General features: G+C 67.3%; 28 protein-coding genes. 4 read left to right on the top strand and 24 right to left on the bottom strand.

Translation table 11 applies throughout. The features are described from left to right. The 4 genes from DRB17_RS18005 to DRB17_RS17990 form a co-directional block, all read right to left on the bottom strand. Window positions 1–1,111: hypothetical protein (locus DRB17_RS18005; RefSeq protein WP_147274952.1), on the bottom strand; the 1,111-nt coding region annotated here is incomplete at its 3' end. A 182-nt stretch (window positions 1,112–1,293) separates the two neighbouring features. Beyond that, window positions 1,294–1,809, bottom strand: a complete 516-nt coding sequence (locus tag DRB17_RS18000) for a hypothetical protein (RefSeq protein ID WP_147274951.1) — start codon at window positions 1,807–1,809, stop codon at window positions 1,294–1,296. Between the two features lie 13 nt (window positions 1,810–1,822). Then, entirely contained in the window at window positions 1,823–2,593 is a 771-nt protein-coding gene (locus tag DRB17_RS17995) for a phage antirepressor N-terminal domain-containing protein (protein ID WP_114583619.1), read from the bottom strand. Next, window positions 2,590–2,904, bottom strand: coding sequence for a hypothetical protein (locus DRB17_RS17990; protein ID WP_114583618.1), 315 nt, complete (start codon window positions 2,902–2,904; stop codon window positions 2,590–2,592). Before DRB17_RS17990 ends, DRB17_RS17995 begins: the two co-directional genes overlap by 4 nt. A 95-nt stretch (window positions 2,905–2,999) precedes the next feature. On the opposite strand from DRB17_RS17990, the gene DRB17_RS20895 reads away from it, so the two are divergent. Continuing rightward, entirely contained in the window at window positions 3,000–3,236 is a 237-nt protein-coding gene (locus DRB17_RS20895; RefSeq protein ID WP_277738586.1) for a helix-turn-helix domain-containing protein, read from the top strand. 2 nt (window positions 3,237–3,238) lie between these two features. Here the strand turns inward: DRB17_RS20895 and DRB17_RS17980 are convergent, their stop codons facing one another. Next, window positions 3,239–4,111, bottom strand: coding sequence for a DUF7946 domain-containing protein (locus DRB17_RS17980; RefSeq protein WP_114583617.1), 873 nt, complete (start codon window positions 4,109–4,111; stop codon window positions 3,239–3,241). A gap of 179 nt (window positions 4,112–4,290) precedes the next feature. Next, window positions 4,291–4,791, bottom strand: coding sequence for a hypothetical protein (locus DRB17_RS17975; RefSeq protein WP_114583616.1), 501 nt, complete (start codon window positions 4,789–4,791; stop codon window positions 4,291–4,293). Window positions 4,792–5,273: 482 nt separating this feature from the next. Here DRB17_RS17975 and DRB17_RS20040 point away from each other — a divergent pair, with 482 nt between their 5' ends. Continuing rightward, window positions 5,274–5,465, top strand: a complete 192-nt coding sequence (locus tag DRB17_RS20040) for a hypothetical protein (RefSeq protein WP_147274950.1) — start codon at window positions 5,274–5,276, stop codon at window positions 5,463–5,465. A 5-nt stretch (window positions 5,466–5,470) separates the two neighbouring features. Here the strand turns inward: DRB17_RS20040 and DRB17_RS20890 are convergent, their stop codons facing one another. The 17 genes from DRB17_RS20890 to DRB17_RS17895 all read right to left on the bottom strand — a co-directional run bounded on the left by DRB17_RS20890 (window position 5,471) and on the right by DRB17_RS17895 (window position 19,760). After that, a complete protein-coding gene (locus tag DRB17_RS20890; RefSeq protein ID WP_277738585.1) occupies window positions 5,471–5,599 on the bottom strand; it encodes a hypothetical protein in 129 nt (42 codons plus the stop codon). Window positions 5,600–5,737: 138 nt separating this feature from the next. After that, entirely contained in the window at window positions 5,738–5,935 is a 198-nt protein-coding gene (locus DRB17_RS17965; protein ID WP_114583614.1) for a hypothetical protein, read from the bottom strand. Window positions 5,936–5,985: 50 nt separating this feature from the next. Beyond that, on the bottom strand, window positions 5,986–6,714 hold the full coding sequence (locus DRB17_RS17960; RefSeq protein ID WP_114583613.1) for a hypothetical protein: 729 nt from the start codon (window positions 6,712–6,714) through the stop codon (window positions 5,986–5,988). Window positions 6,715–6,725: 11 nt separating this feature from the next. Beyond that, window positions 6,726–7,892 carry a hypothetical protein gene (locus tag DRB17_RS17955; RefSeq protein WP_114583612.1) on the bottom strand — a complete coding sequence of 389 codons (1,167 nt, stop codon included), beginning with the start codon at window positions 7,890–7,892 and terminating at the stop codon, window positions 6,726–6,728. 6 nt (window positions 7,893–7,898) lie between these two features. Beyond that, the gene (locus tag DRB17_RS20285) at window positions 7,899–8,057 is read right to left on the bottom strand and encodes a hypothetical protein (protein ID WP_153242386.1); all 159 of its coding nucleotides are present in this window, start codon (window positions 8,055–8,057) and stop codon (window positions 7,899–7,901) included. A gap of 14 nt (window positions 8,058–8,071) precedes the next feature. Next, complete coding sequence (locus DRB17_RS17950) at window positions 8,072–8,557, bottom strand: hypothetical protein (protein ID WP_114583611.1); 486 nt, start codon at window positions 8,555–8,557, stop codon at window positions 8,072–8,074. Continuing rightward, window positions 8,558–9,145, bottom strand: a complete 588-nt coding sequence (locus DRB17_RS17945; RefSeq protein ID WP_114583610.1) for a hypothetical protein — start codon at window positions 9,143–9,145, stop codon at window positions 8,558–8,560. It lies immediately after the preceding gene. Between the two features lie 10 nt (window positions 9,146–9,155). Further along, on the bottom strand, window positions 9,156–9,473 hold the full coding sequence (locus tag DRB17_RS17940; protein ID WP_114583609.1) for a head-tail joining protein: 318 nt from the start codon (window positions 9,471–9,473) through the stop codon (window positions 9,156–9,158). A 129-nt stretch (window positions 9,474–9,602) separates the two neighbouring features. Further along, on the bottom strand, window positions 9,603–10,613 hold the full coding sequence (locus DRB17_RS17935) for a major capsid protein (RefSeq protein ID WP_114583608.1): 1,011 nt from the start codon (window positions 10,611–10,613) through the stop codon (window positions 9,603–9,605). Between the two features lie 36 nt (window positions 10,614–10,649). After that, window positions 10,650–11,300: a head decoration protein gene (locus tag DRB17_RS17930; protein WP_114583607.1), complete on the bottom strand. Its 651-nt coding sequence runs from the start codon at window positions 11,298–11,300 to the stop codon at window positions 10,650–10,652. A gap of 39 nt (window positions 11,301–11,339) precedes the next feature. After that, window positions 11,340–12,737 (bottom strand): S49 family peptidase, encoded by a 1,398-nt coding sequence (locus tag DRB17_RS17925; RefSeq protein WP_114583606.1) that lies wholly within the window; start codon window positions 12,735–12,737, stop codon window positions 11,340–11,342. Beyond that, complete coding sequence (locus DRB17_RS17920; RefSeq protein ID WP_206607939.1) at window positions 12,721–14,250, bottom strand: phage portal protein; 1,530 nt, start codon at window positions 14,248–14,250, stop codon at window positions 12,721–12,723. The genes DRB17_RS17925 and DRB17_RS17920 overlap by 17 nt, the downstream gene beginning before the upstream one ends. A gap of 3 nt (window positions 14,251–14,253) precedes the next feature. Continuing rightward, entirely contained in the window at window positions 14,254–14,463 is a 210-nt protein-coding gene (locus DRB17_RS17915; RefSeq protein ID WP_114583605.1) for a phage head-tail joining protein, read from the bottom strand. Beyond that, window positions 14,456–16,546 (bottom strand): terminase gpA endonuclease subunit, encoded by a 2,091-nt coding sequence (locus tag DRB17_RS17910; RefSeq protein WP_114583604.1) that lies wholly within the window; start codon window positions 16,544–16,546, stop codon window positions 14,456–14,458. Before DRB17_RS17910 ends, DRB17_RS17915 begins: the two co-directional genes overlap by 8 nt. Then, a complete protein-coding gene (locus tag DRB17_RS17905; RefSeq protein ID WP_114583603.1) occupies window positions 16,536–17,141 on the bottom strand; it encodes a DUF1441 family protein in 606 nt (201 codons plus the stop codon). Before DRB17_RS17905 ends, DRB17_RS17910 begins: the two co-directional genes overlap by 11 nt. A gap of 320 nt (window positions 17,142–17,461) precedes the next feature. Further along, window positions 17,462–17,950, bottom strand: a complete 489-nt coding sequence (locus tag DRB17_RS17900; RefSeq protein ID WP_114583602.1) for a DUF6362 family protein — start codon at window positions 17,948–17,950, stop codon at window positions 17,462–17,464. A 193-nt stretch (window positions 17,951–18,143) separates the two neighbouring features. Next, the gene (locus tag DRB17_RS17895; RefSeq protein WP_114583601.1) at window positions 18,144–19,760 is read right to left on the bottom strand and encodes a DNA primase family protein; all 1,617 of its coding nucleotides are present in this window, start codon (window positions 19,758–19,760) and stop codon (window positions 18,144–18,146) included. A gap of 181 nt (window positions 19,761–19,941) precedes the next feature. Here DRB17_RS17895 and DRB17_RS20280 point away from each other — a divergent pair, with 181 nt between their 5' ends. Continuing rightward, entirely contained in the window at window positions 19,942–20,118 is a 177-nt protein-coding gene (locus DRB17_RS20280; protein ID WP_153242385.1) for a hypothetical protein, read from the top strand. 44 nt (window positions 20,119–20,162) lie between these two features. On the opposite strand, the gene DRB17_RS20770 is transcribed toward DRB17_RS20280, so the two are convergent. After that, window positions 20,163–21,329, bottom strand: coding sequence for a CHC2 zinc finger domain-containing protein (locus tag DRB17_RS20770; protein WP_241503884.1), 1,167 nt, complete (start codon window positions 21,327–21,329; stop codon window positions 20,163–20,165). A 95-nt stretch (window positions 21,330–21,424) separates the two neighbouring features. Here DRB17_RS20770 and DRB17_RS17885 point away from each other — a divergent pair, with 95 nt between their 5' ends. Continuing rightward, window positions 21,425–21,874, top strand: a complete 450-nt coding sequence (locus DRB17_RS17885) for a type II toxin-antitoxin system HicB family antitoxin (RefSeq protein WP_114583600.1) — start codon at window positions 21,425–21,427, stop codon at window positions 21,872–21,874. Window positions 21,875–21,876: the final 2 nt, after the last annotated feature.

Raw genomic sequence — 21,876 nt, 5'->3', positions numbered from 1 at the left:
CGGTCAGCGCCACCTCGGCCCGCGCCGCGCGCAGGGCCGCCTGCGCGCCCGCAAGGTTCGCCTGCGTCACCCGCACCTGCGCCTGCGCGGCCGCCAGCGACTGCGCCGCCGCGCTCGCCATCGCGCCGACATAGCGAGTGCCCACCACGGCCGCCGCCGCACCGCCGGCCGTGGCCAGGCTCTCCATGCCCTCGGCAATGGCCGCCGCCTGCGCGTTCAGCGGCTCGGCGCCGGTCAGCAGGCTGGTGAACGCGTCCGCCGTGTTGCCGATGGCGCCGGCGATGGAAAGGAAGGCCTCCGTCGCGCGCGTTTCCAGGACGGTCATCAGCGTGTCCATCTGGTCGCTGACCAGCTCGGACTTACGCAGCAATTCCTCGTCCAGGACGATGCCCAGGTCGCGCGCCCGCTGCCGCATCGCCTCGAAGCCGTCGGCGCCGTCGCGCGCGAAGCGCGCCATGGCGACGCCCGGCCCGCGCCCGAACGCGGCGGCCGACAGGGCCAGCCGGTCGGCCTGGTCCGTCGTCTCGGCCATGCGGGTGAACAGAAGCTGCAGCGCCGCGTCGTTCGACTGGGCATTGACCAGCATCTGCTTGAATGCCGGGTCCGTCGCGTTCAGCAGCGTGTTCAGCGACCCGGTGCCCGCGCGCAGTTCGCCCAGCCGCTTGCCGAAGGCTTCCAGCCCGTTGTTCACCTTGGCCTGGGAAACGCCCACGCGGTCGCCGACGAACTGCAGCTCTTGCAGCGCGTCCGTCGTGATGCCGATGTTGTCGGCCAGCTTGGCGATGTCGTTCGCCTTCTCGACCGCGCGGGTCAGCCCCACGACCGACGCCGCCGCCGCGCCGATACCCCCGGCCGCCGCCAGACCCGCCGGCCCCAGGTTCGCCAGGATGCCGCCGACCGGCCCCGCCCGATTGGCGAACCCGCGCAGCGCCTGTTGCGCCTCCCGGCTCGCCGTATCGACGGTGCGCAGCCCGCGCGACGCCGGCTTGCTGGCGGTTTCGATCTTGCGCAGGGCAGAGTCCCCCTGCCCACCAAAGCGCCGCAGCGCAGCCGTCGCCTTCTCGGCGTCCCGCACGGACAGCCGGACAAAGATGGAGCGTTCACCGCGCATGGTCGGATCCCCGGAACGACAAAACCCCGCCAAAAGGGCGGGGTTTTCGAATCCCAATGAGTTGTGATCTACTTGGCGATCTCACCTAAAGGAGGTCGCAATGATCCGTTTCCAGAAGCCCAATGAGGACGAGCGTCGGGGTCCGCCGACACCTTCGCCTAGTGACAGGCCTCCGCGTCCGCCTAAGCCGCCAAAGCCAGATAGGTAAGCAGTCCGACCATCGGGGAGATCACACCGACGAGGGCACCAAAGGTTACCCATCGAGAGGACCAGTCGAGGCGGCAGCGGTTCCGACTAATCGCGGACTCATAGTTCAGCGACTCTCGGTAAAGGCACTCAGCCAGCGATCGGTTGGTCACGCCGTCATCCCACCAATTCTTTGGTCTGTTGCCCGGTACAGCAAACGGTCGCGGCCACGTAGCTACTACGCACATGACAGCCGCGACCACTTCAAGTGCGCCGCTCACTGCCAATGCGATTGAGCCATTCGGCGGCACCGCCTTCGCGGCTGCTGCCGCCAGCAGACCCGAGGCCAGGAGCGCGAAGACCGACGCAAGGCTCGCGCCTCTCTGGTCTGCATTCATTGCCAGACGCAGTTGCGCATCCAGGTTCAACTCGCCCTGCCTCATCACGGTACGGGCAAGTTCTTCACTCGGCTGCTGGGATGTGCCCACCTGTTGTTGCTGTGCGCCCGTCATGCCACACCCTCTTTTAAGCCACTAACGTCACCCCCGGATAATACACCCTCCCGCCGCGTCGGGTCTTCTCCACGCCTATCTGCCCCAGGCGATGGCCGAAGGTCTGGCGCGGCACGGGGCTTTCGCCGTTGTGGCGGCACCAGTCCGCGTAGTCGCAGTAGGCCGCGTCGGATGGCGTTTGTTCCCCGGCGGCGCCGGTCAGGCGGGCGCGGGTCCAGCGGGCCACGCTGTCGTCGCCGGCGGTCGCCGGGTCCAGCGTTGGCAGGTGCGGCATGCGCTCCCACAGGCGCCGCGCCGCCGTCCGGCCGCTGATCCGTCGCGCGGTGTTGACGATGTCCAGCTCCACCCGCGTGGCGTTGATGTCGGTCAGTTCCCAGGCCTCCGGCCCCGCCGGAACCGGATCGGCCTCCTCGGCTTCGGCTGCCGCCGTGCGCCCGCCCTGGAAGTGCTGGAACAGAACTTGATAGCACTCGCGCTTGTACAGCAGCACCCGCTCGCGCGTGTCCGGGTCCTTGATGCGCCGGTCGTCCACGCCGAATAGCCAGCCGTTTAGCAGACCGAGCGGGAGGCATAGGGTCTTCTGATGGCCGCCGGGCGAAGGTATGGTCATCACGACCATACCTTCGTTCAAAATGACATCCTGGCTCAGCCGTCGATATTGAGATTTCCAGTCAAGCCCAAGCGATTCGCAGATCGGCTTGATAGCGACCAGCACCTCGCCGCCCTCGCGTACGGCCCAAACTCGGTCGCCGTGAAATTCGACCTGCGCAACTTCTCGCGTCATGCCGTGGTCTCCGTATTCGGCCTTAGAAACCGATCCAATTCCTCGCGCGCCGACAGCAGCATCCGATCCCGCGCATCCAACTGGTAGTGCGGGACCTGCGGCACTTCAGCCGCGAAGCTGTCCAGCACCCACCGCAACTTCCATGTCAGTTCGTCCAACGACGTGGCCGGTGTTACCGCAATTGCCTCGGCCACGCCGGACTGCGCACGACCCAGCGCAATGCTGCGCGTCTCATTTCCCGCTTGGCTCTCTGCATTTGACATCGAGCCAAGGCGGCAATACTCCGTCATCAGATCTCGCATGGTGCTCATTGACCCTGCTCTCTGTTGCTGTGCCCCTAGATTGTGATACCGTACCAATATCGGTATAGGTACACAACAACAAAATTGCGACAGAGCCACAATATATGATTACAGGCGCCCAAGTCCGGATGGCCCGAGCCGCGCTGCGAATGAGCGTTCGGGACGTAGCAGCCGCTGCTCACGTTTCCCCGAATACGATTAGCCGAATAGAAGCGGATCACCCCGCTAACTCGTCAACGTTGATGGCCCTACGCAACGCCTTCGAAACCGCCGGCGTAGAGTTCACGAACGGCGACGCCCCCGGCGTCCGCCTGCGCGCCCGCGACGACGCCAAGGGCTGACCTTATTGCGAGCCGCCAGAACCGTCGTCGTCAGCGGCTTCGGCGTTCATGATGTAGAGGCCGTGCAGCGCCCCCGCCTTATAGGTCGGCCTCGCATCCACGATCAGCCAACCCTTCTTTGACGCGGCATCGGTGTAGACATTCGGAACGGTATCGAATGCGGGATCGCGAACCTGTGCCGTCAGGTAGGCGCCCGGAACCTCCGGGTTGTCGACCTTAAGCTGGCGGTTGTGGTGAATGATGCCATCGACATGGACGCGCATTCTTTCCATATCCCCAACCTCAATCTTGTCCTTCGAGCGTACCGCATCCGCCATCGGCGCATCGACGACGGTCGCCTCTTCGGAATCGCCCACCCAGGGAATCGTAGCTCTGTCGCAGGACGGGCCAATCGGCGCGACTGCGCTGCGGGCAGCCGGATGTAACCGGTCCAGAATATCCAAAAAGAACTGACGCTGCTTATCCTCGCTCCTCTCGTGATACTGCGCGAGTGAATGCGTAAGCTGCATCAGCATCGTATATTGCGGGTCCGCGTCTTTTTCCCTGCCGCCGGCCATAAGAAACACCCAACTCACCCATCTCCATATGATCTCAGACGCCCCTGTGGCGATCACCTCCTGCATGAGCGGTAGAGCGCCGACAAGCGGGCCAAGGTCGCCAAAGATTTCCACCGATCCGGCTACAGGCTCTTGAGCGCGGACGACAAGCGGGAAACGCTCGCCTCGTCTTGGCGGCCTGCGGTCCGATAGTGCGATAAGGCCAGTCGAGATCATACGGTCGAGGCCAACGAGCGATTGGCCAAGGTGCCGCATATCCAAGGCATGCTCATCGGCTTCGAAGCCCTCGAACCTGATCCGAAATTGAGTCCCCTCCATACCCCCTCCCGTTTTTCGGGAAGGTTATGCAGGAAATTCGCGTTCAGCAATAAAAACATAGGGGCTCGAAATATGATCGCCGCCAATGTATCCCAATACGGCATCTCATATATGCCCAAAAGAAAGGGCCGCCCCTAAGGACGGCCCTTATCGGCATCAGCCTCATTGTCGAAAGCCGTCTAGGTCAATGCCCAACCTCCAGCAATGGTGCCGGCATCATCAGTCCCGTCATACTTACGCTTGTTGCGTTTGTAGACTGCGTACATTGCAATTCGGCGGATAAGCCATCCGACAATCAGGCTGTTGAGTGTAATGGCCATGCTTCCTGCAGCCACCGCCTTACCAAACTGTTGGCGGAGCTCTTCAGGCATATCGGCCAAATCCTGTCGGAGCTGGCGCAACTTCTCTGCTGGCTCGTTTGCTGAACGCCGGGCATCGCCATGAATGAGGAAGTACATCATCTCATACGGCGCCCTACGCTTGCCAACTCGTTCCGCCAGAAATTCGACTACACTTAGGGGTGTCTCCGGCGTATCTTCACGTTCCGCAAGCACATTTGCCGCATCAAAGAAGTCATTTCGATACTCCTCCCGCGCGTCGATTTGCTGCACTCGCGCCCTCGCATAGAGGCCGGCCAACGCCAACAGAACGATAGCGGCGATGAGACCATAGGTTACCATAAGCGTCTCCCGCGCTGACCCTTCGGCCTTCTGGCGGGTCCACGCGTCACTTCCTGCGACGCTGCATTCTTCGATTGAACTGCGCCATCCTCTCATGATGGCGACGCCTACTTTCCCGATCCTTAACGTAAGCCTCAAGAACGTGCGGGCCAAGCTTTACTACGACCCATGCAAGGATACCTAGCAGGATCAGGTTGAATATGCCGTCCCCATCGAGGCGTTTTGTCGCCTCTTTTAGCGCTTCCCCCAGCCCGTTCATGCACGCGCTTGTATCAAAGCCCTGATAGTTTCGCTATCGGATTTTGACCAAATTGTGTCCGGCGCACGACCTGGACAGCGATAGGAAAGCCACGACAGAACATTAATCCATGCCCATTCGACGCCCCCGGCGTCCGCCTGCGCGCCCGCGACGGCGCCAAGGGTTGACCTCGGCCACCGTCGCGGGAACCATCGGTTTTCACCCGCAACCGATGGAGTCAGTTATGAGCGAGACTACCCCGCCCGATTTAGATCAAACTGTTCAACGATTGCAGCAACTCCAGCTTACCCACGCTACGCAGCTCACAGATATCGCAGAGATGGTTGTGGAGTTGACGCAGCATCTTCGCGAGGTCGTTCAAAGCGTCAAAGATCTTGAAGATCGTGTCGCCAAGCTCGAAACCGCTGAAACCTAGCAATCTCACGAACTGGGGCGCAGTTCGGCGGCCTCGCGCCTCAGTTCGCCCACCTCGCTCCTGAGCGCGGCAATCCGCTGATCCAGTTCGGCCGCCACGCGTTCGGACTCTTCCAGCGCCGCGCTAATGGACATGCCGATCCGCTTGGAGTTATCCGCTACAGATGGCGGGGACGCAGACTGGACGCCGATACTGAGGGTTGTAACAGGTCCATTAGCTGGGTTGTCTCTGCATACTTTGAGGGAAGCCTCCAGCCGGGTTCCTAACCTCATCTAATTATCCTTTCTGTTCCGCCGCATCCGCGCCGCCGTCGCGGCCATCAGGTGCAGCGACTCCATCGTCGCGGCGGGCTGGTCCAGCATGCCGCCCGCCGCCGGCAGGTGGCCGGGGCCCTGGCCGCCGCCGCGCCATGCGTCCCACAGGCGGATGAGGGCCATGTCCTCGTCGTCCAGAAGGTGCAGCGGGTGCACGACCAGGGCGACGCCCGCGTCCTCGAACGTCCAGGCGTCGCCGTCGAAGCCTAGCTCGCGGTCGAGGGCTTCCTCGAACTCTTGCCCCTCGCCTTGGTCGACGACGACCGCCTCCCCGGCGAAGCGTCCGCCAAAGGTGCCGAGTGGCCGGGCTTCGTCCGCGTCTTCGCCGCCGTCGAAGTCGTCGGCGCGCAGCGCCCAGACGACGGCGATGCGGAGTTTTTTGCTTCGGCCCCGTTGAGGTGCGAAAGCTCGTGCGCCTTCGCCATGATGCCCAGGCGGTGCGCCTCCGGGATGCGGGCGATGTCCCGGTCGCCGACCCCCATCGGGCCGCGCGCCAGATCCTCGCCATAGCCTTCCCATCCCACGACGAAATGCCGGACCGCCTCGATCTGCATCACGTCCATCGCGAACTCGGTATCGGCCTCCGCCTCGGCATAGGCCGGAATATGGCGGCGCACGATGGAATCCAGTTCGGCCAGCTTGGCGCGCTCCGCCTCGGACAACTCGCCCTCGCCCGCTATCTCCTGGCGGCGCTTGTCCAGCAGGGTCTCGGCATAGACGCGGTCGGCGTCCGCCTCGTCCGGCAGGATCGCCGCCACGCCCCGCGCCAGGACTTCCAGCAGGTCCCGGTCGCTGTAGTAACGCGCGCCCTCGGCCTTGATGGCGCGTTTATAGCGCGGCCAGCTTTGCACCGTCGGCGGCTGTATCAGATACGCCTTGCCGGAATCGTCCTCCGGGTCCCAGCGCACCGGCTCCGTTCCCGTCAGTTTCGCCATGCCGTGCCTCCTCAGTACGCCAGGATGTAGACGCCGGTGTCGATGCCGTTGGCCTCGAACGGGACGGTCTCGTGGCCGAAGCCGTTCACGTCCTCGTCCTCGGGCACCATCGGGCGGATGGCCGGCAGGAAGATCGACAGCCGCCGGCCCGGCGTGTTGCCCCAACGCACCCACAGCGGGCTTTCCGTCGCGGCCAGGAAGTCGCTCAACACGTCGCGGACGGAAAGCTGCGACAGCGGCGGGTTGAGGCTGCCCTGGATAAGCCGCTCCGTCACCGCGCCGACGTCCACCCCATAGATGTCGCCCGGGTCGTCCGCCTGCTGCACCTCGCCGCCGTAGTCCAGGCGAAGCTGGTTGAAGCGGATCCTGCTGCCGCCCAGGAACACGTCCGCGTCCATGAAAGGCACGCCCTGCACGTCGTCGTAACTGGGTGTGCCGGGGTCCGCCACATCCTGCGGCGCGCCCAGCTTGCCGTTGAAGGTCCAGGAAAAGCGCGCGATGCGCCGCGTCTGCACCTCAAGCTGCCACGTCCCCGCGCCGCCCAGCAGCTTGTCCAGCCGGTGCATCGCCCCGCCGCGCGTGTTGTGCCGCCACTGATAGATGGTCTGGTTCTCTAGCGCGCTCGATGCCGGGACGTAAAGCGCGGAGGCATGCACGGTGTACTGCGACGTCGCGTCCGGCGGGGTGTCCCAGTTCGGATAGACGCCCGCGATGTCCGTGCCGCTATCGACCGACCGGATGACGCGCGTCTGGCCGCCGCCGGTGCCGCCGGTCAGGGTCACCACCTGCCCGATGGCCGCGTTGGCGCCGTCCCCGGCGGCCAGGGTGATTTCGCCTTGCGCCCCGGCTTGCGCCATGCCGCTAAGGTCGCTGGCCAGCAGGGTTTCCGACATGGCGGAGGCGCGGAACAGCACGCCCGATTCCGGCGCCTGCCCCGGCGTACCCGGCCCCTTGGCGATGGTGCGGCCGGTAAAGCGCGCGCCGCCGCCGGTGGCCTGCGAGGGAAAGCGGTCCAGGCTGCCCGTCACCTCCTCGGACCGCTCGGTATCCAGGGCGTACTCCATGCGCGGGTTCTCGAAGCGCACGGCATTGGCGCCCAGCGTCGGCGCGGCGTCCTCGCCCGGCTTGGCCTCCAGCTTGACCGCGACGGAGCGGTTACGTGTGCGAAAGTCCGACATGCCCGGTTACTCCCCCTTGCCCTGTTTCGGCGCCGCCTTGCGGTGGTCGATGGTTTCCTTGGGCTTGCCGCCCGCCTTCGGGTCGATGGTGACCGACCCGCCGGCGCGGCGGCCGGGGGCCGGCTTGCGCGCGCCGATGGGCGCGGCCTTCGTCTTGCTCGCCAATGTCGCCTCCTCGCTTAAGCGCCCGGCAGGCTGGCCGGGTCGGTGTCCGCCGTCTCGACGTCGATCTCGAAGCCGACGGTCAGTTGCATCAACAGCGTCGCGCCTTCCTGCGCCTGCTGCGGCTCGCCGCCCTCGGCGGCCTCGCGAATGTCCTGCGCCAGGGCCCAGATGCCGGCGTCGCGGCTAATGGTGCGCACCAGCTCCGCATGCCGCTCGATCAGGCTGGCCTCGGCCGCGCGCAACATCTCTTTCCGCGGCGTGCCCTCCGGGAAGTCCGCGCGCTTGCTGGTCTCGACGAGGCCGATGTCGACGCGAACGGTGTACAGCTTCGCGCCCGCGTCCAGGTGCTCCACCGCCTGTCCGCTCCAGAACCGCGCGACGGCCGGTAAGTCCTCGACCGACAGCGCATAGTCCGGGTTCACGTGCACCGTCGGCGCGCCCGACAGCGTGCCCAGCGCGGCGTCGACCGCGTCCAGCACCTGCTTGATGACGGGTGTCATTCAGCCCCTTTCCAGTTTTCCCAGCTTGTCGTGCAGCGTGTCCGGCAGCCCGCGTTCCGCCCGCAAGATGGGCCGGTTGAAATCGATGCGCTTCGGGATCTCCACGCGGCGCACCAGCTTGGCCAGCAGTACCGTCCGCCGCTTCGAGGTCTTGCGCACGAACCAGAAGCTGCCCCGCCCGGTGGGTATCAGCGCCAGCTTCGGATCCTCGCTCAGGCGGTCGAGGCTGCGCCGCGTCGCGTTCACGCGCCGCGATGTGCCCTTGGCCGGGATAACCAGGAACTTGCTGCGGTCAGGCCGCAGCGTCGCGCCCCGGACGTGGGGCAGTAGCGGGTCGCCGCCATCGCGCTTTCGCCACTTCGAAAAGACGATGCCGGCGCTGTCCGCCGGCCCGTCCACGAAGACCTTGCTGCGGATCAGCTTCGGCGCCTTGCGGCTGTCCAGTGCGCCGGCCACCTCCGCCCGCGCCTGCCGTTTCAGGGCGTTCGTGGCCTCTTGCACCGACTCTGTTGTGGCCTTTTCGATGACCCGCCGGTCGCGCGCCATCGCCGCCTGCAGGTCGCCCTTGACGGCAAGATTGAAGTCCATCCCCCGCCTCCTACAGCCCGCAGCGAATGCGCCATTCAAGGCCCAGATCGTCCAGCTCCGGGTCTTCAAGGGCGTGCAGAGTCTCCCCGTTCGCTCGCGCGATGGTGTCGCCCTGGCGCGGCTTGGCCGACAGGTCCTTCTTGCGGACGCCGACGATCCGCTGCGCCGCCACGACCTCCACATCGCCCAGGTCCCGCGCCGCCTGCCCGCTCGTCACCACCGCCCGCACGCTCACGGCCTGGCCGGAAACCGGCAGATACGTCACGTCCTCCGCCATGTTCGCGTCGCCATAGATATCGTCGATGGCCGCGGCGAAGATCTCTTGCATGGGGCTTGCCTTCTTCTTCGTGGGTGCACCGCGCGCCCCGGATCGACGAACCGGGTTCGCCGCGCCCGAAAGCGCGAAGGGCGGCCACCGGGGCCGCCCTTCCGCGCGTTGTCGTGATGTTGGCTGGCGTCAGGCCGCGTTCTTGCCCTGGATCAGAACCCGCGGCCGGGTGCACAGGTTCAGCGGGTTGGTTTCCGAGTAGACGTCGACCCAGCGCTGGTACTTCTCGTCCACGTGCTGCTTGGAATAGCGCGGCAACCCGACGGTGTTCACCGTTTCGATGAAGTTCGCCGGGGCGAAGCTGGTGGTGAACAGGTCAGGCACGCCGACCGGAAAGAAGTGCGCCTTTGTCGGGTCGACGAAATCCGTGTTGCCGACCTTGCCGCGATACTCCTCGAACATCGCGCCGGCGTAGAAAAATGCCCGTCGGGCCGTGCGCTCGCGCAGGAACTCGCCGTTGTTCCAGCGCTCATAGGCTTCCTTGGTCTCCTTGTGCGCGACCAGATCGTCGAAGAAATCCGAGCCGCAGAAGCAGTGGATGCTCTCGTAAGTCTCGGCGCCCAGGTCGTCTTCGATGGTGCGGATGACGTCGTTGATCAGCTTTCGCACCGCCCCGGATGCCGGGTTGGCGTTCTTCAGGTCGAAGCCGACCTCGGCGCGCTGGGCGACGTTGAACTCCTTGAACAGGTCGACCAGCACGCCGCCGTTGGCGTCCAGCACCTTCCCCTTGATGGCGCCGATGCGGTGCCATTCCAGCGTCGCGTCCAGCGATCGCGCCATCTTGCCCAGCTTGCGGTTGACGACGCGCTGCACGCCCTGAAGCTGGTCGTTGCTGCCGAACTCGCGAACGCCGGAGACCTCGCTCGCCTGGATTTGGTCCTCGACCGGCAGGTGCGGCACCTTGATCGGCCGGACCTTGCGCTTGTCCGTGCTGACCTGGGTCGGCGCGTCGCCGCGCTCCTTCGTCGGCACCAGCGACAGCTTGCCGTCCAGTTCCTCGATCGCGACCATATCGCTGGTCACGCCATCCTCTTCGAACAGGCCCATCCGGCCGATGCGCCCAGGCGAGAAAGGCTGCTTGTTGATGGCCTTCGTCATCTCGACGACGTTGAAGGCGTCCTGATTGAATACGTCGAGCATTCGTCTCGTTCCTTGTCCTGCTGTCGGCCCGCCGCGTCAGATCGCGTCGCGGACCAGGATTCCCTGCGCCGCCAGATTCGCGATGGCAGCCGCCTTGTCGGCGTCCGCGATGCCATCCGGCCAGCCGATCTCGCTGCCGTTGACTTCGGCATCGCGCACGATGGCCACGCCGGGCTTGTCCGCGGCGGCGGCATCGACCCTGTCGAACAGCACCCCGAAGGCTTCCTGCGTCCCGTCCACCGCTGCTGGATCGATCCGCACCACCTTCTCGTCGCCGGACACAGTGACCGTGATGGTGTCGCCGATGGCGAAGTCGTTCGCGCCGCCGTTCAGCGTGAAGTTGAGATGCTCCGAGGCGTAAGCCTGTCCCACGGTCACGTCCGACAGGCGATAGCCGCTTGGCGTCAACGCCTCGAACGTGCCGCCACCCGCCGCCGCGGCGATGCAGATCAGGGTGTAGTCCCCGGCTTCGGCCTTCGCGCCGACCGTCGGCGTCGCGGCAAAGGTGCCGTCGCCGGTGTTGCCCGGATCGGCCTGCGTCGCCACGTTGCTCTTGGTTCGCTTGCCAAGCACCGTCGCAGCTTCCAGGGCCGCACCGCTCAACACCGTCACGCCCTCGCGCGAGCGATTTCCCGCCGCCTCGGAGACGACGAACTCGCCCGCGTGCGTCTTTTCCATGAACTCCATGGTCGTGTTCCTTCCGTATTCGGGTCAGTCGCACCCGGCTCAGGACGCCTGCCGCGCCTGCTCTGCCCGCGCCTTGTAGATGCTGTCGGTGTCGATGGGGCCTTGCGCGGCCGTGCCCTTCGTCGCCGCCGGCAGGGTGGTGTCGATGGCCTCTTCGTCCGGCGTCACGGCCGACGGCTCCAGGACCGCCCGCACGTCGTCGGCCGACAAGCCCCGCGCCACGAAGCGGTCGGCCAGTTCCGACCGGTTGAACGCTGCGCAAACGTCCTTCACCCCCTTCGCTTCTTCGATAGCCGCCGTCGCGGAACTACCGACCTTGCCTTCGCTCAGAAGCCGGCTCGCCAGGCTCGGCAGGCCGGCTTCGTTGCACGCCCTCGCAACGCTCGCGGCTTCCTGCAGCGTCGGCGCCTGTGCCGCCGGCTGCGGGCCAGGCGCCGTGGGTGTGGCGGGTGCGGCGGGCGGCGGTGTCTGCGTCGTCGCGCTGGCGGCGGTTTCGGTCGCCGGCGCATCCGTGGCCATGGTCATGAATTCCTCCTCTCGGCCAGAGTGACGCGCGGCGGATGCCGCGCCGGGTTCGCTGCCGGCCGCCCGTGCGGCCAGCTCGCCTATCGTGCTGTCCAGGGTGCCGACGCGGTCCGCCATGCCGGCCGCGACCGCATCCGCGCCGGTTAGCAGGCCGCCGCCCCCAAAGTCGCGAATGACGGCTTCGCGGCTGACTCCCCGGTTCGCCGCGACGCGGTCGATGAAGATCCGTTCGATGGCGTCGAGGCGGTCCAGGATCGTGGCGTGGCCGTCGTCGGTGCGCGGATCGGGCCGCTTGTCGGGCGCGTTGCTGGACACGATCTCGATGCCGCGCATGCCGTTCGCGTCCGGCTCTTCCTGCACGGCGACGGCCGCGACGACGCCGATGCTGCCAAGCTCTCCGGTCGCGGCCGTCACGATCTCCCCCGCCGCCGAAACCAGCCAGTACGCGGCAGAGGCCGCCGCGCCGACGACGTACGCCGTGACCGGTTTTCGCGCGTTCGCTTCGGCGATCAGTTGCGCGGTTTCGTCCACCCCCGGCACGACGCCGCCGGGGCTGTCCACCTCCAGCAGGATTTGCCGCACGTCCTCGCGCTCCAGGGCTTGCGCGAGCTGCATGGCGAAATGCCGAAGCGACGTGGCGCCGCTCAGTTCCGTCATCAGGTTGGCGCGCGGAAACGTCGGACCGAAAAGCGGGATGCGCGCCACCCCGTCCTGGATCGTCATGTCGGCGGCGGTTTCGAACTCCTCCTCGGCAAGCTGGGCCCGGCGATGTGCCGCCGCTTCAAGGTCGCCGCCGCCCTGCGCGATGCGCCAGATGCTCTGCAGCCAGTCTGGCTGGATCGCCCAGACCTCGCCGCTAATGGTCCGCAGCACGCGCTCGGGCTGCCGCACGGCCTTAACTCTCGCGCCCATCGTTCGCCTCCCGCTGCTGCGGCGTCCGCTGCATCTTGCCGCTCTGGTCCGTCTGCTTCGGGATGCTGTCCAGCACCAGCCCCATCCGCTCCACCCGTGCGGTCTCCGCCGCGACTTCCCGGTCGATCTCCTCGGCGTCGTAACCGAACTCCGCAATCGCGTCGGCGCGGCTGATGATGCCGGCCCGTATCGCCATGACCACGGCCTTGATCTCCTTTTCCGGATCGACCCAGGTCCATCCCTGCGGGATCCACTTCGCCCGCAGGAAATCCCGCCGGTCCTCGGCGAAACCGCGCGCCGGCACGACGCCGGCCTGCACCGCCGCCTCGGCGAACCACCGCCAGGCCACCCGGCAGAACTGGAAAACCAGGACGTTGTGCTGCCACGCTTCGACACGCCGGCGGAACTCAAGCAGGCCCGCCCGGATCGACGAGTAGTTCACGTCCGACAGATCGCCCGTAAGCTGCTCATAGGTGACGCCCATGCCGGCGGCCACGGTGCGAAGCTGCTGCTTGATCCAGACCTCGTAGTTCGCGCCGACATCCGCCGGCTCCGAGAACTTCATCTCGTACCCGTCGGGGACAAGCTGCGTGGTGCCCGGCTCCAGGACGATGTCCAGCTCGTCGGCTTCGACAGGTGGGTCGCCCACACCCCCGAACGCCTCCGCCGCCGACCCGGTCGCGCCGTCACCGGTCCGTTTCTGCACGAACGCGGCGAACAGCGCGGCCGTCTTTTTCCGCACCAGCTCCGCGTCGTCGTACTGGTCGATCTCGTACAGCCGCGTCAGGACCGTGGCCGGCCACGGCACGCCGCGTATCTGACCAGGACGCAGCGGGTTGAAGATGTGCGCGATGTCCCGGGCCGGCACCCGCACCCGCCGGGCCGCGTCGGCGCTTGTCTGCCACTCCCCCGGATGCCCGCGCCACAGCCAGTAGGCGCGCCGCCGTCCGATGGCATCGAACTCGACGCCGTTGCGGATCGTCCGGCCACGCTCCAGGTCGCGATTGAATGTCGCGTCCAGATGCTCCGGCTCGATAAGCTGAAGCTGTAGCGGCACGGAGAGGCCGTCCCGCTGCCGGCGCCTGCGCCGACGCACCAGAATTTCGCCGCCGTCGAACAGCCCGCCGGCCACCATCCCCTGCAGACCGAAAAAATCGCATCGGCCGTCGGCGTCGGCTTCTTCGATCCAATCGGCAAAGGCAAGGCGCAGGGCTTCTCGTCGCGCCTCGACCTGGGAAAGTGTGCGCGGCACGATGCCGGTGCCGACCATGTTCGAAACCAACGCCTCGCGCGCAGCCGCCGCGTGCGGATTGTTCCGCACCGCGTCTCGTGTCCGGGCGCGCAGCCGGTCCAGGTCCCCGGTCAGGATCGTGTTGATCGAGGCGCGCGACGGGTTCCACGTTTTCGCGCGGCGACCGGTTCCCGCGCCCTGGTACGCCTGCGCCGAAATCCGCACCGGCGTCTTGTAGCTGACCACCCGGCCGCGTCGCGGGATCGAAACCTTGTTCGCCACGCCTTACCACCCCTTGTCGGAGACGATGCGCACCCGGCGCACCTGCGTGCCCCGCGCCTGCTCGATCTGCCGATCCAGCTCCCGCAGGGCCTCGTTCACCTGAGACAGGTCGTAGACCACGGTCTTGTCGCCGGTGCGCACGCGGCTCACCAACCCCTCGCGCTTCTTCACCAACGCATCGCGGCGGCTTTGCAGATCGTTCAGGTCAGCCATGGACGAAGCTCGACTTTCGACGCATTCGGCGCGGGCGTGATGGCCTGCGCGCGTGCGGATGGTCCTGTGGCGGGACAGGGCCCGACGTACCCGGTTCGTCCGCCGCCGCCGGCATGGTGGCGTCGGCCGGTGCCTCGGGAATCAGCGCCCATGCCGGCACCCAGCCCAGGTCGGGCCGTTCGCCGGCAAATCGCAGGCGCACGACTTCGTTGTAGACTTCCAGGTCCCAGGTTTCGTTGCGCGGCTTGACCTTCTCCCAGCGGCCCCGGTCGTTCTTCTCCTCGGCCGTCAGCTCGTCCAGATACGCGCGGTCAAGGTCACCCGGCAGATGCAGATAGCCGGGCCCCGGCCGCGTGCGGTGCAGCCGCGTGAAGACGATGTTCTTCACCTCGTTGACGTTCGGCACCCACAGCCGCGCGCCCTGTTTCTTGGGCCGGCCCAGCGCATCGGTTTCCGCGTAGGTCGGCGGCGGCAGCAGCCGGGCGTTCGGGTTGTTCCCGCCTTTCACCAGCGTGATGGCGCTTGCCGGTACGCCGGCCCGGACGGCCGTGTGATAGAACTGCACGGCCTTTTCGCTCACGCCGTCCAGGCCGCCGGTGTCGATCGCCACCGAAAGGATGGGCGCCGCCTGGGTCTCGTCCCAGGCAAGCGGGTACTGGCGCCAGAACACCCGGTTTAGCAGGACGCCCCAATGCTCGGCATAGCGCGCCGGGTCCAGCTTGCCGCCGGTCGGCGCCTCCAGGATGGCGAAGCGGTCGACCAGCCAGCTTTCGCCCGCCTCGCACCAGCCCTTGACCGTCACCTCGAAGCGGTTGCCCTGGACGTCGACGGCCGCCGTCAGGAACCGCACGCCCCGCGGCACCACACCCAGGCGCAGTCCGGCTTCCAGCCGCTCGGCGAGGGCGTGCGGCTCGATCCGCGCCTGCTCGGCCACGCGCGAGGCATAGTTCCGCCCGACCCGCGTGTTGTAGTACGCGCGCAGCTTCGATTCGTCCTGCGCCGTCTCGAAGCGGATTTCCGCCTCGCGAAACTCCCGCGCCAGCCGCCCCCAGGACCGGAAACCCAGCATGCCGTCGATGCGGAAGCTGGCGATGTCGGTGTCCTTTGCCGGACCCTCGACCGCGCCCTCCGCCGTCACACGTTGCTGCGGTCCCGCCCAGATACCGCGCGACAACATTTCCATCTTGCGGTCCTGACCGATATGGCAGCCGCAGATGGGGCAGATGACCACCGCGTCCTGCTCCGCCTCCGCCGGGGTCATGGCCGGCCGCCCTTCCGGCTCGGACAGCCGGTAGTACCGCTGGCCGAAGCCGACAAAGAGGTGATCGACGAAGTTCAGCGCAAAGTGCTCGCCGCAATCGGGGCACGGCGGGCGGTACGTCTCATCCGTCCCGGTTGCGACGATGCCCTCGATGCCGTGCTTCTGGCCGCGCGCGGGCGAAGAGATGGCCAGCGTCTTTTCGCGCCCTTCGAACGACGCCTGCCGGCCGCCCATCAGCGAAACCGCATCGCCCTGGCCGTCGATGTCCTCGGGCATCTGGTCGTAATCGTCCAGCACGCCGCGCGGCACCGGCCGCATGGCGAACTGCGAGGCGACAGGCCAGATGAACCGGACCGAACAGCCGACGAACAGCTTGCTGAAGATGTTGTCGGCGCCCGAAACCGGAAGCTGCCGGTCGCGCAGTTCCGGACAGAGGTCCAGCATCGGGTTAACGCGCTGGACCACGTAGTCCCGCATCACGTCCTTGTCCGCCTGGCACCACAGCAGGTCCGCCGGGTCGTAAAGGACGCTCTGCAGCAGCCAGTTGTTCGCCACCTCCGTCTTGCCGCACTGCGACGGGCCCATGATGGCGACGATGCGGCACCAGTTCTCCGTCAGGCACGCCATGGGCCGCACGAGGTAGGGCGTCATCTCGTGCGTCCACGGACCGCGATAGCCGCCGCCCTTGTTGTCCAGCCGGCGCTTCCGTTCCGCCGCCGTCGGCACATCGACCAGTTCCGGGACCTCCAGGGCCCGGGCCGCGCGGGCGAAGATCCCGCCGGCGTTGGCGAAGGCTGGCGCGGACGTGTTCTCAGGACGCATCGTCCGGTGCCTCCGCCTGTTGCAGCCGCTCGGCGCAGCGGGTCAGCGCGCCGCGCACCAGCTCGTCGACCTTGTTGCGCACTTCCCGCGACAGCCCGGCCGTGCGGGCCAGGTTGTCCGGCAACGCCATCAGCTCGTGACGCAGGGCCGCAAAGGCATCGGTGGCAATGCGCTCGATCTCCGCCGCCTCGACCAGTTCGCCCTTCTCGCGGCGCAGCTTGATGGCGGCCAGCTCGGCGTCGTACTCCTCGCGCCGCTGCTTGCCCGACAGGCGATAGTCCGCGGCGCCGTCCGCCCCGCCGCCGACGAGGTCAAGGCGCATCTGCGCAAGCTGGTCGGTCCGGTCCGCCCGTTCCTGTTCGGCCTCGGCGTTGTATTTCCGCAGCCACGCCACGACGTCCGGCGCGTAGAACTTGTAGCTGCGGCCGTTCGTCCCGCGCTCCAGCAGCGGGAAGTCGGCATGCCGGTCGATCAGCTTGCGAAGCGTCGTCTCGCTGTAGGCCAGTTCGCTGCCGGCCAGAAGCTCGACCAGCTCGCCCATGTTGACGACGTACGCTTCATCGCCAAGCACAGCCTCGGCCACTGCCTCCGCCATAGCGCCCGCGCTCAAACAACAACCAGAACAAAAACCCGAAGTTCCCGAAATCCCAGGAACTTACACACCCCCCGCGCTGCCACACCGCATTGGGTTTGGGCTCCCCAGGAAGGACCCGCGCCAAAAAGCAGGCGGCGCCGCCATCACAGCGACGCCGCCAAGGTCGGGACATATCCTGGAGAGGAAGACAGCTTCCGCGTGGATGCACCTGGAAACGACAACGCCCGGCGCGGGAGGTTCCCGGCCGGGCGCAGCTCATCCAAGCTAGTTGCGAAACCTACGTGATTTTCGAAAAGGACGAAAGCCTTTCTTAAAAAATTTTATCGCAGCCGCAGGTTCACCGCCGAGGCGATGGCGCTCAGCCCCTTCCGCACCACCTTCCGCAGCGTCGGCTCGCTCCGCCCGTCCAGCATGGAAAGCTGCCGGAAGGTCGCCCCACAGCACCGCCCGATCAACACCTTCCGGTCCGCCGGGTCCTCGACCACCTTCGTCCACGTCACCGCCGCCTCCGCCCGCGAGATAGCCTCCGGCTCCGGCACGCCTGGACGCAGCCGCGCGCCCGGGTCCGCCCGGTCGCCCCATTCGGCCCGCGTCTCCGGCCACATCACCTTGACCCCCGCCGGCCCCGGCCGCCCGCCGGCCTGAGAGATGACGCGATAGGCCGTCCCGATCTCCGCCTTCACCAGTTCGCTGGTCCAGCACGCCGCCCCGTCCGGCGGCGCCAGGACGCTTATGGACGCACAGGACGCATCCGCCCGCAAATCGTCCTGCCCCCGCTTCATGCTCAAACCCGCAGAGAACTGCGACATCAACCTCACCTCTCCCCTTCATCAGGACGATAATGACGATAACCGCCAACCCTTACGCATGAGGAAAGTCGCAAACCCTTCTCACACGTATGGTCCGCAAATATCGTCATGATCGTCCTGCACCACGAAATTACCGTTGTCGTTCAATCACTTGCGGCAGGACGCATAGCCTTCCCCTGCGTCCTGCATCGTCCTAATCGTCATGGCCGGGATGGGGAGGAGCGGCGTCATAGCGCGAATTCCCCTCCCCGCCATCGACCGTCAGATCGTCCCGCAACACGAAGCCCCGGTAGTACACGACCCCGCCCACCTTCTCGCGTTCGACCCCGTCCCGCTCCTGGATGAGGCGTCCGAACCATTGCTTGCTGATGGGCTCCACGGCGTTGGCGGAGCAGTACTTCTGATAGGCCTCGTAGACCGAACTCGCCCGCTCCACCCGCTTCTGCTCCCAGCTTTCCGGCACCCGCGTGCACGAGGTCAGGAAGTCCCGCAGCGGATCGCCGCTCGCCCGGTACTCCTCGGTTTCCTTCTGCACCGCCTCGGGCACGGCCAGCCCCTGTTCACGCCAGAGATAGAAGCCGTCGATCATCCAGTTCAGAACGCCCGCCGCCTCTTGCGCGATGATCCGTTCCGCCAACAGCTTGTCCCGCTCCCCCGGCGGGATCTGCACGCCGAAGTGCACCATCGCCAGCCGGCGCCAGGTGCCGTCGTCGTTCGCCTTCACCTTCGGCTTGTTGTTGAAGCTCAGCACCAGCTTGTGCGTGGGCAGGAACTCGAACTGCGCGCCAAACAGAGGCCGCACCGCGATCGGCTCCCCGCCCGTCTGTTCCTTGATGGTGCTTTCCGAAAGCTCCGTCCCCACCTCGGGTTCCGAGGCCATGACCATCCGCCGCCCGGGCAGCCGCACGGTATCCGGCGTGGCGTCCCCGCCCCGCTTGAACGGATCGTGCGTCAGCGAGGCGAACTGCAGCGTCGCCGCATAATCCCCCAGCACCCCGCGAACGATGTTCAGCAGCGTCGACTTCCCGTTCGCCCCGCGCCCGTAGAACAACGCCAGCAACTGTTCGCTGGCATAGCCGGTCAGGCAGTACCCGAACCACCGCTGCACGAAGGTCCGCACCTCGTCGTCCGGCAGCACCCGCGACAGGAAGGCACGGAACATCGGACACTCCGCCCCCGCCTCGAAGGGCACCGCCGCCGTGTGGGTAATCAGGTCCCCGCGCTGCGGCCGGCGCAGCACCGCCTCCCGCTCATGGTCGAGCGATAGCTCCAGCGTCCCGTTCGCGCAGGCCAGCAACAGCGGATCCGCATCCAGGTCGCGCCGCCGCACCCGCAGGTACGGCGCGGCAGAGGACAGCATCGCCGTCACCCGGCTTGCGTTCCCGCTCGCCACCGCCCACTTGTGCTGCGCCTCGATCCGCTTTTCCCAGCGCTTGACCCGCGCGTCATATTCCTTCGTCGGCTCCCCGCCCTCTTTCGGCCGCGGCGGCCCGTCCGCCTCGATGGCGTCCGCTTCGTCGGCGATGGCCCCGGCCGTCTGGTGCGCCCGCTTCTGCGCTTCGGCCCAGCCGTCTTCGGCCGACCACCGCAGGCCGTCCCACACGATCCAGCCGTCCTGCGTCTGCCGCTGCAGCTCCCCGACCGCCCGCAGGTCCCGCCCGTGCCGCGCGATCAGCCGCCGCCCGTTGCCGTAATCGTTGCGCGGTTCGTCCGCCAGCTCGCGGTCGGATGGCGGCTGCCCCTCGTCATCGGCGCCGTCGACCACGGCCCGGACGGCATCCACCCCGCGCGCCCCTGCCGCCACAGTCATGCCCCCGCCCCACGTTCCGGGAAGGGGGAGGAGTCGCGCGCGTCCTGGCCGTCCTGACCGTTTTGCGTCGCGCTATTCCTCACCCCACTACCCCCGGCTGTAAAACCCTCGGACCCTTTCCGCCTTCACCAAACCGCTGCGTTGAGCGGACAATCCGGCGCACACACGCGGAGGGAGTGAAATGCCAAGCAACGACAACGACCCGCACCGTGCGGCCCTGCAGCGCTACGCGAACCGGCTGCGCCGCATGGCCAACGCTTGCCAGGAAGGCGAGGACAAGGCCGCGCTGACGATGGCCGCGGCGGTGCTTCAGGATCTGGCCCTGGACCATCCGTCCGAAGGCAACGGTACGAGTTAGCCGACCGCCCGGAATCACGGCAGTCGGCGGAGACAACCCCAGCGTCATCCTTTCTCCCCCCTCACCAGATCGTTGAAGTCCATCCCCGCCGGCGGCCGGGCCGTGCTGGCGCGGCCGACAAGGCGGCGGAACCGTTCCTGCGCCCGCGCCTCAAGGCAGCGCTGGCTCGGCGGGTCCTTGCCGTCGCCATCCGCCAGCACGCGGGCTTCGCGCGCCCAGTCCGGCGGCTGCACGCCCGGCCGGTGCATATCCGGCTTGGCCGAGGGCAGCCGCTGCCCCGGCCGCTTCGGGTTCGGATGCCGCGCCCCCTGCCCCAGGCCGCCGCCCGCCAGATTGCCCAGGCTCAACGCCGCCCAGACACAGCTTTCGCGCCCGTCCGCCCGCTCGCACATCAGGACGGACAGCGCGGTTTCGATGCCCTCGGCCACCATCCACAGCCCGCTCCGCGACGGCGGCGCCAGGCGCACCGCCCCGCCGAACGCCGTGCCGTGCATCTTCTTCGCGGGCAGGTATCGCGGCCCGCTCTCCGGGTTGTCCGCGTCGAAGTCCGGATTATCGATAAGCGCCTTGCCGTTCCCGTCAGGCTGCAGGTGCGTGACGTGCGCGCCGACGACGCGCCCCCGCGCGTCCTGGATACCGGCCACCATCGCCGGCGTCTTGGCCAACAGCCGCGCCCGGCGCGCCGCCTTGGGCGCATGCCAGTATTCCGCCTCGGGGTGATAGCGCAGCGAGGGTATCGGCCAATCCACCAGCGAAAGCTCGATGCCCCGCGCCCGCAGATACGCCTCGACGAGCGTCCCGTCCGCCGGCTGGCTGCCGCGCCAGATCGCCATCGCCCGCTCGGTGCGATTGGCCAGTTCCCGCGCTTCCCGCGCCTCGCGTTCCTCGGGCGACGGCGGCGGCCGGCGTCGTATCGCCTTCTCGCCACCCCGCTCCCCGGTCAGCCGCTCCACCGCCTCGGAAAACGAAAGCCCTTCGATGGCGCGCACGAACGCGATGGCGTCCCCGCCCGCCCCGCAGCCAAAGCAGTAATAGAACCCCTTGTCCGGCATCACGCTGAACGAAGGCGTCTTCTCCGCGTGAAACGGGCAAAGCCCCCAATACCGCCGCCCATGCCGGCGCAGCTTCACCACCCCGCCGACCAGCCCGGCAAGGTCCACGCCGTTCGCCCGCTCCACCAGTTCCCCGCCGATGCGCCCCGCGCCGGTCATAGAGCACGCCCCTCTACTGGCGGCTGCCATTGAAGCTGTGGACGGTTTCGCCTACAGCGACCAGCTATATCGAAAGACGCTGAAAGGTTCTGGACATGCCCCGCACGCACGACACCTACGCTTATCCCGCCAGCCTGGAGACGGACGAGGACGGCCGCACGCTCGTGTCCTTCCACGACCTGCCGGGCGCCCATACCGACGGCGCCACCCGCGCCGAGGCGCTGGACAACGCCGGGGACTGCCTGGAGGAAGCCATCGCCGCCGCCATCGCGGCGGACGAGGACGTACCCCCGCCGTCCCGCGCCGGGCGCGGCGAGGTCGTGGTCCCCGTCCCGCTGCGCATGGCAAGCAAGCTGGCCCTGCACCGGGCGATGCGCCGCAACGGCGTCGGCGTGCGCGAACTTGCCCGCCGCCTCGGCTGCGACGCCAAGGAGGCACAGCGCCTCGCCGACCCGCGTTACATGAGCAAGATCGACCGCCTTGCGCAGGCGGTGCGCGCCGCCGGCGGCGCCGCCCTGGAATTGCACGAGCGGGAACTGGCCTGACC

Origin of the sequence: Ferruginivarius sediminum, assembly GCF_003344765.1 — a bacterium.
Taxonomy (GTDB): domain Bacteria; phylum Pseudomonadota; class Alphaproteobacteria; order Kiloniellales; family Rhodovibrionaceae; genus Ferruginivarius; species Ferruginivarius sediminum.
Note: the sequence above shows the minus strand (reverse complement) of the source record. Positions and strands in the feature narration are given on the sequence as shown.